Annotated in this window: 13 protein-coding genes and 1 riboswitch; of the genes, 5 read left to right on the plus strand and 8 right to left on the minus strand. The window is 55.2% G+C overall.

Features of this window, described 5'->3' with window-relative positions:
- The first annotated feature begins 276 nt into the window (after positions 1 to 276).
- Both purH and purD read left to right on the plus strand, forming a co-directional pair.
- Complete coding sequence (purH, locus tag EPE01S_RS21070; RefSeq protein WP_062749124.1) at positions 277 to 1,866, plus strand: bifunctional phosphoribosylaminoimidazolecarboxamide formyltransferase/IMP cyclohydrolase; 1,590 nt, start codon at positions 277 to 279, stop codon at positions 1,864 to 1,866.
- Positions 1,867 to 1,880: 14 nt separating this feature from the next.
- A complete protein-coding gene (gene purD, locus EPE01S_RS21075; RefSeq protein ID WP_062749126.1) occupies positions 1,881 to 3,161 on the plus strand; it encodes a phosphoribosylamine--glycine ligase in 1,281 nt (426 codons plus the stop codon).
- A 75-nt stretch (positions 3,162 to 3,236) separates the two neighbouring features.
- On the opposite strand, the gene EPE01S_RS21080 is transcribed toward purD, so the two are convergent.
- The 7 genes from EPE01S_RS21080 to nudC all read right to left on the minus strand — a co-directional run bounded on the left by EPE01S_RS21080 (position 3,237) and on the right by nudC (position 8,947).
- Positions 3,237 to 3,902: a DUF1481 domain-containing protein gene (locus EPE01S_RS21080; RefSeq protein ID WP_062749128.1), complete on the minus strand. Its 666-nt coding sequence runs from the start codon at positions 3,900 to 3,902 to the stop codon at positions 3,237 to 3,239.
- Positions 3,903 to 4,066: 164 nt separating this feature from the next.
- Positions 4,067 to 4,339, minus strand: a complete 273-nt coding sequence (hupA, locus tag EPE01S_RS21085) for a nucleoid-associated protein HU-alpha (protein ID WP_002438605.1) — start codon at positions 4,337 to 4,339, stop codon at positions 4,067 to 4,069.
- 188 nt (positions 4,340 to 4,527) lie between these two features.
- Complete coding sequence (locus EPE01S_RS21090; RefSeq protein ID WP_062749130.1) at positions 4,528 to 5,118, minus strand: YjaG family protein; 591 nt, start codon at positions 5,116 to 5,118, stop codon at positions 4,528 to 4,530.
- A 62-nt stretch (positions 5,119 to 5,180) separates the two neighbouring features.
- The gene (gene nfi / locus EPE01S_RS21095) at positions 5,181 to 5,846 is read right to left on the minus strand and encodes a deoxyribonuclease V (RefSeq protein WP_062749132.1); all 666 of its coding nucleotides are present in this window, start codon (positions 5,844 to 5,846) and stop codon (positions 5,181 to 5,183) included.
- Positions 5,847 to 5,866: 20 nt separating this feature from the next.
- Entirely contained in the window at positions 5,867 to 6,931 is a 1,065-nt protein-coding gene (hemE, locus tag EPE01S_RS21100; protein ID WP_062749134.1) for a uroporphyrinogen decarboxylase, read from the minus strand.
- A 153-nt stretch (positions 6,932 to 7,084) separates the two neighbouring features.
- Positions 7,085 to 7,807 carry a bactofilin family protein gene (locus tag EPE01S_RS21105; protein ID WP_084344229.1) on the minus strand — a complete coding sequence of 241 codons (723 nt, stop codon included), beginning with the start codon at positions 7,805 to 7,807 and terminating at the stop codon, positions 7,085 to 7,087.
- 366 nt (positions 7,808 to 8,173) lie between these two features.
- Positions 8,174 to 8,947 carry an NAD(+) diphosphatase gene (gene nudC, locus EPE01S_RS21110; protein WP_062749173.1) on the minus strand — a complete coding sequence of 258 codons (774 nt, stop codon included), beginning with the start codon at positions 8,945 to 8,947 and terminating at the stop codon, positions 8,174 to 8,176.
- Positions 8,948 to 9,022: 75 nt separating this feature from the next.
- Here nudC and EPE01S_RS21115 point away from each other — a divergent pair, with 75 nt between their 5' ends.
- The 3 genes from EPE01S_RS21115 (at position 9,023) to thiE (ending at position 12,495) form a co-directional block, all read left to right on the plus strand.
- Positions 9,023 to 9,529 (plus strand): Rsd/AlgQ family anti-sigma factor, encoded by a 507-nt coding sequence (locus tag EPE01S_RS21115; protein ID WP_062749138.1) that lies wholly within the window; start codon positions 9,023 to 9,025, stop codon positions 9,527 to 9,529.
- Between the two features lie 190 nt (positions 9,530 to 9,719).
- Positions 9,720 to 9,820, plus strand: a riboswitch (TPP riboswitch).
- An 84-nt stretch (positions 9,821 to 9,904) separates the two neighbouring features.
- Positions 9,905 to 11,854, plus strand: coding sequence for a phosphomethylpyrimidine synthase ThiC (gene thiC, locus EPE01S_RS21120; RefSeq protein WP_062749140.1), 1,950 nt, complete (start codon positions 9,905 to 9,907; stop codon positions 11,852 to 11,854).
- On the plus strand, positions 11,851 to 12,495 hold the full coding sequence (gene thiE / locus EPE01S_RS21125; RefSeq protein WP_062749142.1) for a thiamine phosphate synthase: 645 nt from the start codon (positions 11,851 to 11,853) through the stop codon (positions 12,493 to 12,495). Before thiC ends, thiE begins: the two co-directional genes overlap by 4 nt.
- Positions 12,496 to 12,658: 163 nt before the next feature.
- Here thiE and EPE01S_RS21130 read toward each other — a convergent pair whose 3' ends face one another.
- The gene (locus tag EPE01S_RS21130) at positions 12,659 to 14,146 is read right to left on the minus strand and encodes an aminotransferase-like domain-containing protein (protein WP_062749144.1); all 1,488 of its coding nucleotides are present in this window, start codon (positions 14,144 to 14,146) and stop codon (positions 12,659 to 12,661) included.
- Positions 14,147 to 14,249 lie beyond the last annotated feature (103 nt).

The raw sequence follows: 14,249 nt of genomic DNA on the forward strand, positions 1-14,249 counted from the left end.
CTAATTTGCGATAATGAGACTGTTCGCTGCAATCCCCAGCAAAACCCCGCTTTATACCTGCTTATGCACAAACTTATCCACAATCCAGGCATCGCGCTAATTTTGACGAGCATCGCGCAATCGTTTTCGCTACAATGCCCGCGCATAATGGAAGCCCCTTCAGGGGCGTTACACGAACCTTAATCGCGCTTCTTTCTTCTTATAAGGAAGAAGAGAATGTCTAAGCTTCCTATAACGCTCTTTATATGCGATCCAAAGCCAAGGGATAAAACCACCATGCAACAACATCGTCCTGTACGCCGCGCGCTACTCAGCGTGTCTGACAAAGCCGGTATCCTCGAATTCGCTCAGGCGCTTTCCCAGCGTGGCGTCGAGCTGCTCTCCACCGGCGGCACCGCACGCCTGCTGGCAGACGCCGGTCTGCCCGTCACTGAAGTGTCCGACTACACCGGTTTCCCGGAAATGATGGATGGACGCGTTAAAACGCTACATCCGAAAGTGCATGGTGGCATTTTAGGACGCCGCGGTCAGGATGATGCCATCATGGCCGGGCACAACATCTCTCCGATTGATATGGTTGTGGTTAACCTCTATCCCTTCGCCCAGACCGTTGCCCGTGAAGGCTGCTCGCTGGAAGACGCAGTTGAGAACATCGATATCGGTGGCCCGACAATGGTACGGTCCGCTGCCAAGAACCACAAAGACGTGGCGATTGTGGTGAAGAGCAGTGACTACCAGACTATTATTGCGGAACTGGACGCCAACGATAATTCACTGACGCTGGCCACCCGTTTCGACCTGGCCATTAAGGCGTTCGAACATACCGCCGCCTACGACAGTATGATTGCCAACTACTTCGGTAGCCTGGTTCCGGCTTATCACGGTGAAACCCAGGCACCTTCCGGCCGCTTCCCGCGCACCCTTAACCTGAACTTCATCAAGAAGCAGGATATGCGTTACGGTGAGAACAGCCACCAGGATGCCGCTTTCTATATAGAAGAGAATGTGGCAGAGGCCTCAGTCGCGACGGCGCAACAGGTGCAGGGCAAAGCGCTCTCTTATAACAACATTGCGGATACCGACGCAGCACTGGAGTGTGTGAAAGAGTTCGACCAGCCCGCCTGCGTTATCGTTAAGCACGCTAACCCGTGCGGCGTGGCGGTGGGAGAGTCGATTCTGGCCGCTTACGAACGTGCGTATAAAACGGATCCGACCTCAGCTTTCGGCGGCATCATTGCTTTTAACCGTGAGCTGGATGAAGCGACCGCGCAGGCGATTGTCAGCCGCCAGTTTGTCGAAGTGATCATTGCCCCCTCTGCGACTGAAGCCGCCCTGAAGATCACCGCCAGCAAACAGAACGTGCGGGTACTGACCTGTGGTCAGTGGCAGCAGCGTCAAACCGGTCTGGACTTCAAGCGTGTTAACGGCGGCCTGCTGGTACAGGATCGTGACCTCGGGATGGTGAATGAAAGCCACCTGCGCGTGGTCAGCCAGCGCCAGCCAACCGCACAGGAACTGCGTGATGCCCTGTTCTGCTGGAAGGTAGCGAAGTTTGTGAAGTCAAATGCCATCGTGTATGCGCGTGACAGTATGACCATCGGCATAGGTGCCGGCCAGATGAGCCGCGTGTACTCCGCTAAAATCGCCGGTATCAAAGCTGCCGATGAAGGCCTGGAAGTGAAAGGCTCTGCCATGGCCTCTGATGCCTTCTTCCCGTTCCGCGACGGTATCGATGCCGCCGCCGCGGTCGGCATCACCTGTGTGATCCAGCCGGGTGGTTCCATTCGTGACGAGGAAGTGATTGCCGCCGCTGACGAACACGGTATTGCAATGATCTTCACCGACATGCGCCACTTCCGCCATTAATAACGGAGCCTCTGATGAAAATTTTAGTGATTGGTAATGGCGGCCGTGAACACGCGCTGGCCTGGAAGGCCGCGCAGTCCCCGCTGGCTGAGACCGTCTTTGTTGCACCGGGTAACGCCGGTACGGCCCTGGAGCCTGCACTGCAGAATGTGGCCATCGGCCCAACGGATATCCCTGCCCTGCTGGCCTTCGCCCGCGATGAGAAAATCGATCTGACCATCGTCGGCCCGGAAGCCCCGCTGGTCATCGGCGTGGTGGATGCTTTCCGCGCAGCGGGCCTGAAGATCTTTGGCCCGACTCAGGCGGCTGCACAGCTGGAGGGTTCAAAAGCCTTTACCAAAGACTTCCTGGCGCGGCATAAAATTCCTACCGGCGAATACCAGAACTTTACCGAGGTTGAACCGGCTCTGGCGTATGTGCGTGAAAGAGGTGCCCCGATCGTCATTAAGGCCGATGGGCTGGCGGCAGGTAAAGGGGTCATTGTAGCCATGACGCTGCAGGAAGCCGAAGACGCCATTCAGGATATGCTGGCTGGTAACGCCTTTGGCGATGCGGGACATCGTATCGTGGTGGAAGAGTTCCTCGACGGTGAAGAAGCCAGCTTCATCGTGATGGTCGACGGTGAGAACGTGCTGCCGATGGCCACCAGCCAGGATCACAAACGCGTCGGCGATGGTGATACCGGCCCGAATACCGGCGGGATGGGGGCTTACTCCCCGGCTCCGGTGGTCACCGATGCGATCCACCAGCGTGTGATGGATGAAGTGATCTGGCCGACCGTGCGCGGTATGGCCGGTGAAGGCAATGTCTACACCGGGTTCCTGTATGCGGGTCTGATGATCGACAAAAGTGGTCAGCCCAAAGTGATCGAATTCAACTGCCGCTTTGGCGATCCTGAAACCCAGCCGATCATGCTGCGTCTGCAGTCGGATCTGGTCGAGCTCTGCCTGGCCGCCGTTGACGGCAGGCTGGACGAAAAGGATTCTGTCTGGGACCCACGTCCGTCGCTGGGTGTGGTTCTGGCCGCAGGCGGCTACCCGGGGGATTACGTCAACGGCGAGCAAATCCACGGACTGCCGCTGGAAGAAGTGGCGGACGGCAAGGTGTTCCATGCCGGAACCACGCTGCAGGACGACCTGGTGGTCACTAACGGAGGGCGCGTACTCTGCGTCACAGCGCTGGGTGACGATGTTGCCGCTGCGCAAAAACGTGCCTATGAACTGGCCCGGCCGATCTCATGGAAGGGCAGCTTCTGCCGTAACGATATCGGTTACCGCGCTATAGATCGTAAATAGTCTCCCCGGGCGGCGTGTTAATCCGCCCGGCGCAGGACAGCATCAGGGGCGATCGTTGATCGCCCTTTTTTTAGATTAAAAATCCTGTTCTTTCGGCTCCGTCTTGCAGAGATCGCTGGCGGTCACCAGCAGCAGCTGAGTTCCCCCCGGTGCCTCCAGCCAGGCAACACTGACCGGGCCTGCCGCCGCCCGCTGCTGACGCGCAATCTGGCTCAACTCAACGCTTTCAAGCGCCGGCTGCACCTTTTTGCCCTGACAAGTGCTGACGCTGCCATCCTGCTGCCACCTGCCCTGCCTGAGCAACACACTTCCCGACAGCAGGTCATCACTGATTTTCAGCATCCGCTGCCCGTCGAAGCGGTAGAGAGCCACCTCGTCCTCCGTCAGTGCCTCACGCCGGCCAGACAGCTGGCGCTGCATAAAACTCAGTCCACCGCTCTGGTCGAAGCGCAGCGTAACATCATCAGGTTTATCACCCGCGACATGCCGCTCAACCGAGAGCAGTTGATCCTGCTGCCAGAGATAGTCGGTTGTTTCCGTCGCCGCGCCGTTAAACGGGGTGTAGACCGTCATCAGATGCGCGACCTGCTGCTGGTGATTTTTGCGCCAGATACGCACCACGCCGCGATCGGCCAGATAGCCGCTTGCGGTAAAGTCGGGTAAGTCAGAATGCGAACTGCAGCCTGCCAGTAGAATCAGGGTGGCAAGAGAGAGCGTTCGGGCGAAGGAGGTCAGTTTCATGCAGAAAAGAGTATCACAACCCGCAGGAAGCGCGAGAAACCGTTAAGGGGGAAAACGACGTAAGGTAAAATGATTCGGGAGGAGAGCAACATAACCTCTGCAGCAGGCGGTTTAAACAAAAGGGGCAGAACGCCCCCCTGTTTAAACTCTTCACCGTCAGACGATTACTTAACAGCGTCTTTCAGTGCTTTACCAGAAACAAATGCCGGTACGTTTGCAGCAGCAATTTTGATTTCTTTGCCAGTCTGCGGGTTGCGGCCAGTACGCTCAGCACGGTGGTTAACTTTAAAGGTACCAAAACCAACCAGTTGTACAGCATCACCTTCTTTCAGAGACTCAGTAATCGCAGCCAGGGTGGATTCCAGAGCAGCTTTAGCCTGGGTCTTTGACAGGTCCGCTTTGTCCGCAATTACATCAATCAGTTGAGTCTTGTTCATAAGTTATCCTTACAGTGTATTTATCGCTTGCTAAGCATCGAGTGCGAGGGAAAAACCAGTTTCTGGCACTCTCCTGCATACACGCACCGATAGCCACATTTTTCAGCCCCCCAAATGTAGACCAGACTGGGGGCGAATGTGAAGCCCAAAGGCGCTACAAATCAGGCCTGAAGTCACGTTTTGTCGCCTTACTGCTGAAAATTTATACCGATATTACTAATACCGGATTCACGCAGGTCAGATCGCAGTCCTTTTATCAGCTCGAGGTCCCGGTCTTCACAGGCTGCAAGCAGGCGAAATATCTCCCACTGGATGTCCCACTCCTCTTCAACGGCGGGATTCACTTTTAGCTCTTCTTCGGTCATTTCGCGACCGGCCTGGGTCATTTCCAGCATCGCCACCGTGGTAATGGAGGTTTCGCTCACGGCAATCGCATGGGTCAGTGTTTCGCCGCTAAGGCGAGAGTGCAGCAGTTCGCTCAGCGCGACGCACGCATCGATCGCCGGGTATATGCCGTACAAATCGTAGTCGTCTGCAGAAGGAATAGCTTCTTCCAGTTTTTCAAGCTGGCTGTCAAAATTCACTTTCGCGTCTTTCACCACCAGCGTTTCCCACAGCAGATCAAGGATACGGCGGTAAAGCTGGCCGTCACCAAATCCTGTCTGCTGGCAAAACTCGCGGTAGTTAGGCGCCATGCGTTCGCACAGGCAGGCCATAAAAGTAACGTGCTGCCAGCTTTCCAGCTTTTCCAGCCGCAGATGAATCGGGTTACGTAACATATCGGGATCTCAGTATTAATGCGCTTGCCGCAGTGTACCTGAAAAGCCACTGAGCGGCACGGTTAACCCGGCGGCAACCCGGTAAAAGCGGCGCGGCGTGAGGCAACTGCATCAGCCCAGCGTGTAGGCTCGGGCAGACGATAACCCTTGAGGCAGCGCTGTACCCATTCCAGGGCGGTGGCGTGACTGACCCGGTGCCCCGGTGAGATAAACAGCGGATTACAGCGTACCTTGCTGCGCAGCACCCAGCCCAGCAGTTCCTCTTTATCCCTCAGTGCTTCACAGCTGCCAGGTTCAGCTCCTGGCGGTTCAAACTTGCCACAGAGCCGTTTTTTCGCCACACCAATCGTCGGTACGTCCACCAACAGGCCGAAATGACTGGCCACGCCAAGACGACGTGGATGCGCCACGCCGTGGCCATCGACCAGCAGCAGGTCAGGATGATGCTCCAGCTGCTGCCACGCAGCCTGCAGTGCGGGTGTCTCACGGAATGACAGAAAGCCGGGGATATAGGGCATCGTGGTGGCGATACGGGCCACCTGATACTCCACCATCTGCAGGGAGGGATACTCAAGGATCACCAGTGCGGCACGGGTCACTTCACCGCCCTGTTCAAACCCGACATCGGCCCCGCCAATAAATCTGGGGGGCATCACATCAAAGTCATCCTGGCAGAGGATTTCTGCCGCGCGCTGGCGCTGCTCATTACGTAAAGCTGCAATATCCATTTTTTCCCCCTTGCGGATTATTACTGGTGGTAAGGACGCGAGAGCTTGTGTACTGCCTCCACAAACACACCCGCGTTTTCTGGTGGAACATCCTGATGAATACCGTGGCCGAGGTTAAAGACATGCCCCTCGCCCTGACCAAAGCTTTCCAGGATACCTGCGACTTCCTGCTCAATTCGCGCTGGAGAAGCATAGAGCATCGACGGATCCATATTCCCCTGCAGCGCCACCTTATGGCCTACGCGACGACGGGCGTCAGCCATATCGGTCGTCCAGTCAAGGCCCAGGGCGTCACAACCGGTGGCAGCCATCGCCTCCAGCCACTGTCCGCCGCCTTTCGTGAACAGCGTAACCGGCACACGACGTCCCTCATTTTCATGCAGCAGCCCATCGACGATTTTGTGCATGTAGTGCAGGGAGAACTCCAGATAATCACGCCCGGTCAGCACGCCACCCCAGGTGTCAAATATCATGACCGACTGCGCGCCCGCCCGGATCTGTGCATTGAGGTACAGCGTCACGCTGTCAGCCAGCTTGTCCAGCATCAGATGCAGCGTCTGCGGGTCGGCATACATCATCTTTTTCAGTTTAGTAAACGCTTTGCTGCTGCCGCCTTCCACCATATAGGTCGCCAGCGTCCATGGACTGCCGGAGAAGCCGATCAGCGGCACGTCGCCGTTAAGATTTTTACGGATGGTGCGCACGGCGTTCATCACGTAACCCAGTTCCTGCTCCGGATCCGGGATGGGCAGCTTTTCGACATCAGCACGACAGGTAACCGGCGAGGAAAAACGTGGGCCTTCACCGGTTTCGAAATACAGTCCAAGGCCCATTGCGTCGGGAATGGTCAGAATATCGGAGAACAGGATCGCCGCATCCAGCGCATAGCGCCGCAGGGGCTGCAGCGTGACTTCACAGGCCAGCTCGGCATTTTTGCACAGCGACATAAAGTCGCCGGCGACCGCACGGGTGGCCTTGTATTCCGGCAGATAACGCCCGGCCTGACGCATCATCCATACCGGGGTAACATCAACGGGCTGACGCAGCAGCGCACGCAGATATCGATCGTTCTTCAGTTCATTCATCACGAGACTCTCTCACCATACAGACTGCCAGTGTAACATTTATTGGAATTGACGATGATCGACCACTCAAAAAATTGAGCGGTCGGCGCGAGCAACCCGGCTGAGCGGGAACAGGCAGAATCAGGGGCGGGGAAAACAGAAAGAGGGTATGGCTTATTTTTTCTCACTGACAGGGGGGATTTTAGCGGCTTTTTGATCGACTGCGGTAAGAACAGGAGTGCGGTCGCTGTTAGCCGCCAGCAGTTTTTTATCTTTTTTATCTGGCAGCGCCTGCGGCTCCTCAATCTGATGAGAGTTTCCAATGAACACCCCACCCTTCTCAATGGAAAACTCGTTCGCATACACTTCACCTTCAATCCGGCCACGCGACATAATAATCACCGTTCTGGCATAACAGCTTCCCTTAAGCAGTCCGTTAACCACCAGTTTAAGGGATTTTATCTTGCCGATAACTTTCCCCTCTTTCCCTATTTGTGTGCTTTTCTGGCTGGTCAGGTCACCTTCGACAACGCCGTTGATGGTAATATTGTTTTCATTGGTCACTTCGCCGCGTAATACCGTCCCGATAGAAATAACGGTTTCTTTCGTACTGTTATCGTCGTTTAAAGAAGAAGGGAACAGGGTACTGGGTTCTACTTTGACGGGTGAAGGCAATTTTTCATTGGCTCGGTCTTCTTCTTTCCTGTTGAAATTAAACACGTTTGTAAACATCCTTTTTGTATGTAGACTCGAAATTATTAGCAGCAGGCTAAAGCACGCCATGCCAGCCAAAGAGAGCAATAAGACCGTCCTTGTCGAAAGCAGAAAGGCACTAATGCTCACCCCCCAGCAGAGCCAGATGCCCCACAGGCAACCTTGTTTTTTTGTTTCAGACATTAGCGTAATTCGCCACCTACGGAAACACTATGACATGTTTCAATTATGGCCCTTAATAATTAAATGCAAGACGGCGTTGTTCAGCATTTCCTGCAAAACAAATACACATCCAGATAAATAAGAAAAAACTCACATGACACTACAGTCGAAATAGTAGTTACTTAAGCCTGACTTAATATAACCATTTGAATAGCACAGGCTATCAACCGTTTTCATCACAGAATGATATTTGAAATTCCCCGCGAGATAAAGTCAGTTAATCTTCTCTATTTAAATTAATCCAGGAGCTCCTGGCAGGAGGCTGATATTGCCAGGAGATTATATCGCAAATAAAAACAATTCCTAAAAGACATATTCCCAGCGTGATTATTCCGCCTCTGCGCGACATAAAACAACGGTGTCCTCAATCAACCTGCGCGCAACGGTTCCGGCAGGCGGTAGCAGTGGCAGAGCATCAAAACGATACCAGCCAGCGGATAACAGCTCTTTCGGATCGATATTGATCTCGCCAGCGTCATAATCAGCCATGAAAGCCATCATTAATGACTGTGGAAAGGGCCAGGGCTGTGATGAAACATAGCGCAGATTTTTTACCGTGATCCCACTCTCTTCCATCACTTCACGCGCTACCGTCTGCTCAAGGGTTTCCCCGACTTCCACAAAACCGGCCAGCACGGTGAATACGCCGTTCCGGTGCCGGGTATGCTGCGCCAGCAGTATTTCTTCGCCACGCCGGATAGCCACGATAATGCAGGGAGCGATTTGTGGGTAGTAACGCTGGCGGCAGTGGCTGCACAGGCAGGCCCATTCTGTTTTACTGTGGTGCATTTCATGGCCGCAGTAACCACACCAGCGGTGAGAGCGGTAAAATTCAGCCAGCTGGATGCCACGACCAACCAGCTGGAACAGGCCGCTATCCTGATCGAGCAACTGCCGCAGCGATCCCATTTCCTGGGGACGGGTATCCCGGATCAACCATACCGTCTCGCCCTGCCACTCCCCAATCGGGGATCCCAGGGATCCTTTCAGGCCGAGTGAATCTGCGCTCCCTCGTGGAAGTTCGCCTTTTGGTAACCAAATTTTATGTTCCATGCTGACAATCCACCAGCCAGCGTCTACGCTTAAAATTTCCTGTTCCATCATTTTGCTCATCATCCTCAGCTTAAAGACTGGATTGAGGTCAGACGTTAAAATATAACACTCACGGAGTAGAACATGCTTAACCAGTTGGAAGTCCTCACCGCGCGCGTTGGCGGGTGCAGTGAACTGGTAGACTTTTGTCTGCGCTCACGCAAGCAGTTGCTGATTGCCTATTATCACATGGCTGGTATCAAGCCTAACAAGGATACGCTGACGACGCTCGATGAAAACGCGCTGGATATGTTCTGCCAGAATCTGGTGGATTACCTTTCAACGGGCCACTTCACTGTCTACGAACGATTTATCAAAGAGTTGGAAGGCACAGAGCAGTTGGCTAAAGCGTCGCTTATTTACCCTTCATTAAAAGCCAATACCGACCTGATTATGCAGGTTTATGATTCTCATCTGGAAAGCGCTATCGATCACGATAACTATCGGGAATTCCAGCATGCTCTGTCGGTTGTCGGTGAAGCGCTGGAGGCACGTTTTACATTGGAAGATAAATTCATCAAGCTGGCGCTGGAAAAAAACGCGGAAAATCAGGAAGCGGCTAACGCCTGTACGCTCGCGCGCCCGGCCTGACCTGCAGCGGTCATTTAAACTTCTTGTCGTTTCCAAAAAGCCCCTTTATGCTGAATGGGCTGTCAGGGTGAAGTCTGCTTAGCCCTTTCAGTGCCCATTTTGTGGTTTAAGCGTCGCCCGGTCGGCGCGCTTACGTCTGGTGCGTGAGCATCCAGGCTGGCTGGCTATAAAAGCCGCTTAAAAGACACTATTCTTCTTGTCGGAGTGCCCTTAGGGGCTGAGACCGTTAATTCGGGATCCGCGGAACCTGATCAGGTTAGAACCTGCGAAGGGAACAAGAGTAAAATCTAAAACGCTGTGAAATGAGTTTTCTCACAACGTTCTTATTACTCCCGCCTCCAGGCAAGCAAACTTCCCTTTTATCAGGAAATTGCTATGTCTACTCATGAAAAACCTGTCGTTGAAAAAAAAAGCCGTCGTCGCGAGCAGCGGGCGGAAGCGCAACAGTTTATTGATTCCCTGCGCGGTACCGCTTTCCCGCATTCAAAACGGATCTACCTCAGCGGGTCACAGCCGGATATCCGTGTACCAATGCGTGAAATACAACTCAGCCCAACCACCGTGGGCGGCAGTCAGGATCGGCCGTTGCTGGAGGAGAATGAGCCGGTGCCGGTATACGATACGGCGGGCCCTTACGGCGATCCGGACGCCACCATTAATGTTCATGCCGGACTGCAAAAATTACGCAGCAACTGGATCCTTCAGCGCAATGATACCGGGCAGGTCAGTGAGGTCAGTTCGACATTTACGCAGCAACGCCTGGCCGACGCAGGACTGGATCATCTCCGCTTTGAGCATCTGCCACGTCCACGCCGTGCACTACCGGGTCGCTGTGTGACTCAGATGCACTATGCCCGCCAGGGCATAGTGACGCCGGAAATGGAGTATATCGCCCTGCGTGAAAATATGGGCCGCGAGCGGATCCGCAGTGAAGTGCTGCTGCAACAGCATCCCGGGCACAGCTTCGGCGCGCATCTGCCCGACAACATTACCCCCGAGTTTGTCCGTCAGGAGGTTGCCAGCGGACGTGCCATTATCCCGGCCAATATTAATCACCCGGAATCAGAGCCGATGATTATTGGCCGAAACTTTCTGGTGAAGGTAAACGCCAATATCGGTAACTCTGCGGTCAGCTCTTCTATTGAGGAGGAAGTGGAAAAACTGGTGTGGTCGGTTCGCTGGGGGGCCGATACGGTCATGGATCTGTCTACCGGCCGCTATATTCATGAAACCCGCGAGTGGATCCTGCGCAACAGCCCGGTTCCCATTGGCACGGTGCCCATTTACCAGGCGCTGGAAAAGGTGAACGGCGTGGCGGAGGATCTGAGCTGGGCTATCTTCCGCGATACCCTGCTTGAACAGGCTGAACAGGGCGTAGATTATTTCACTATCCATGCTGGCGTCCTGCTGCGCTACGTGCCCATGACGGCAAAACGCCTGACCGGCATCGTCTCGCGCGGTGGATCCATCATGGCAAAATGGTGCCTGTCACACCACCAGGAGAGCTTCCTCTATCAGCATTTCCGCGATATCTGTGAAATCTGCGCGGCCTATGATATCTCACTGTCACTGGGGGACGGACTGCGTCCGGGCTCCATCCAGGATGCTAACGATGAAGCGCAGTTTGCCGAACTGCGCACGCTGGGCGAGCTGACCAAAATCGCCTGGGAATATGATGTTCAGGTAATGATTGAAGGACCCGGCCACATCCCGATGCAGATGATCCGCGTCAATATGACAGAACAGCTCGAACACTGTCATGAAGCCCCGTTTTATACCCTGGGCCCTCTGACCACAGATATTGCTCCGGGTTACGACCATTTTACCTCCGGCATCGGTGCCGCGATGATCGGCTGGTTTGGCTGCGCGATGCTATGCTACGTGACGCCGAAAGAGCATCTCGGCCTGCCGAATAAAGAGGATGTGAAGCAGGGGCTAATCACCTATAAGATCGCTGCCCATGCAGCCGACCTTGCCAAAGGCCACCCCGGGGCGCAGATCCGTGATAATGCGATGTCAAAAGCTCGCTTTGAATTTCGCTGGGAAGATCAGTTTAATCTGGCCCTCGATCCGCATACCGCCCGTGCCTATCACGATGAAACCCTGCCGCAGGAGTCAGGGAAAGTGGCCCATTTTTGCTCAATGTGTGGCCCTAAATTTTGCTCAATGAAGATCACCCAGGAAGTGCGTGAATATGCTGCCCGCCAGGAGGCCGAAGCGCATCCGATCGCGGTCGGCATGGCACAGATGTCTGGAGCATTTCGTCAACGTGGCGGCGAACTTTATCATCCCGCCGACGCCCTGAAACCAGAGGAAAAAATATGAGTCGTGACGCTTTCCCACCTACCGCAGCACAGTTAGGCCTTTACCCTGTCGTGGACTCGGTGGAATGGATTGCGCGCCTGCTGGATGCCGGCGTGCGTACATTGCAACTGCGCATTAAAGACCGCGCAGAACATGAAGTCGAGCAGCAGATTATTGATGCCATTGCTCTGGGCAAGCGCTATCAGGCGCGCCTGTTTATCAATGATTACTGGCGGCTGGCGATAAAACATCAGGCTTACGGTGTCCATCTCGGTCAGGAGGATCTGGATATTGCTGACCTGGATGCGATTCACGCAGCCGGGCTGCGGCTCGGGCTGTCAACGCATGACGACGCCGAACTGGAGAGAGCACTGGCTGAACAGCCTTCTTATATTGCCCTGGGGCATGTGTTTCCCACCCGGACAAAAGTCATGCCGTCTGCGCCACAGGGTCTGGCAGAATTGACCCGCCATCTGGCGCGGTTGCAGGGGATCTCCACCGTGGCGATCGGTGGTATCAGTCTCGATCGCGCACCACAGGTACTTGCCACGGGCGTAGGCAGTATTGCCGTGGTAAGTGCTATTACCCAGGCCAGTGACTGGCGTGCTGCCACTCACCAGTTGCTCGAGCTGGCGGAACCACAGACTGCCCCCCGGCGTTGACGTTTTTCCTTGATCCGGACGCATGGCCGCAAAAAAATGTCGCCGCCGGTAACGCCGTTAAACAAGGTGGAAGACGCTACGCAGGCTGAGTGATGGCCACTTTTCACTGTCGCCTGGCCCGCTATAGTGACAGCGCGGGTGACAATCCGGTCAGCCGCCAGGGTCAGTACCCTTCCTTCTCGCTGACCCTGCCTTCTCCCGCCTCTCCACGGGCGGAGGGCTCCGCCACCGCTGGACAGCAGAGCATGGCACGTTCAACGGCCTCGCCCAGAATTTCCAGAGCGCGATCGGTTTTATCGGTAAACGGCTGGGCATAGCTGAGGCGCAGGCAGTTGCGGTATTTGCCTGATGCGGAGAACAGGGAGCCGACGGCAATCTGAATATGGGATGCCCGCAGATCCTGATTGAGCCGCAGCGCATCAAAGGGCTCCGGCAGTTCAACCCAGAGCAGAAATCCTCCCTGTGGCCGCGTCAGGCAGATGCCACAAGGGAAGTGATGGCGAACCCGCCGCGTGAAGACCTCAAAGTTGCGCTGATAGTCACTGCGCATTCGCCGCAGATGGGGCTGGTAATAGCCCTGACGGATAAACGCGGCCACGGCCATCTGCGTCTGCGTGACCGTGGAGCCGGTGCTGATGTATTTCATATGCAACACGCGGTCAAAATAACGCCCTGGTGCCACCCAGCCCACGCGCAGGCCCGGCGCCAGCGTTTTAGAAAAGGAACTGCACAGCAACACGCGACCATCCATATCCAGCGACTTGATGGTTATCGGGCGCGGATACTCAAATGCCAGTTCGCCATAAACATCGTCTTCAATAATGGCGGCATCAAAGCGCTGCGCCAGCGTCAGTAAGGCCTGCTTACGCTGTGCCGGCATCACGAATCCCAGCGGATTGTTACAGTTGGGTACCACCACCACCGCGTTGATCGGCCACTGCTCAAACGCCAGTTCCAGCGCTTCCAGACTGATGCCGGTGACCGAGTCCGTCGGGATTTCGATTGCGCGGATGCCAAATCCGCGCAGCGTTTGCATGGTGCCATGAAAAGCCGGGGACTCGACGGCAATAATATCGCCCGGCTGACAGATTGCTCGGATCGACACGGACAGGGCTTCATGGCAGCCCGTGGTGATCACAATATCATCTGCCGTCAGTTGACAGCCGCTGTCAATCATCAGGCGTGCGACCTGTTCGCGCAGCTCCGGCACGCCATAAAGATTGTCATAACTCAGCAGGCGCGGATCCTGCTGCTGGCCCAGGCGGCTGATAATTTTCCACAGTGGCTTGAGCGTAGGGGCGTCGATACAGGGCATACCGCTGCCCAGCTGCAGCATATCTTTATCCAGCCGGGCGTTGAGCAGGTCCATCACCGCATCCCACTGGGTGATCTCTACCGGACGCTGAACCGGACGGGTGATCGGCGGCAGCGGGGGAGCAGCTTTACGGGGGGTAACAAAATAACCGGAGCGCGGCTGCGGGGTGATCAGCTGTTTCTCCTCCAGCAGATAATACGCCTGCTGGACGGTACTGATGCTGACGCCGTGTTCGCCGCTGAGCGTTCGCACGGACGGAAGCCGCTCGCCAGCCTGATACAGCCCCTGTTCAATACGCTGTGCCAGTAACTCTGCCAGCCGTTGATAACGCGTCATTGTATCCCGTCCTCCCGGTTACTTTTCATTAAAGCAGTACAGATTGCGGCAATTATCACCATTCAGTCACACTATCGCGCAATCTGTATGTCAATAAAAGGTG

This window comes from Erwinia persicina NBRC 102418, assembly GCF_001571305.1.
GTDB lineage: Bacteria > Pseudomonadota > Gammaproteobacteria > Enterobacterales > Enterobacteriaceae > Erwinia > Erwinia persicina.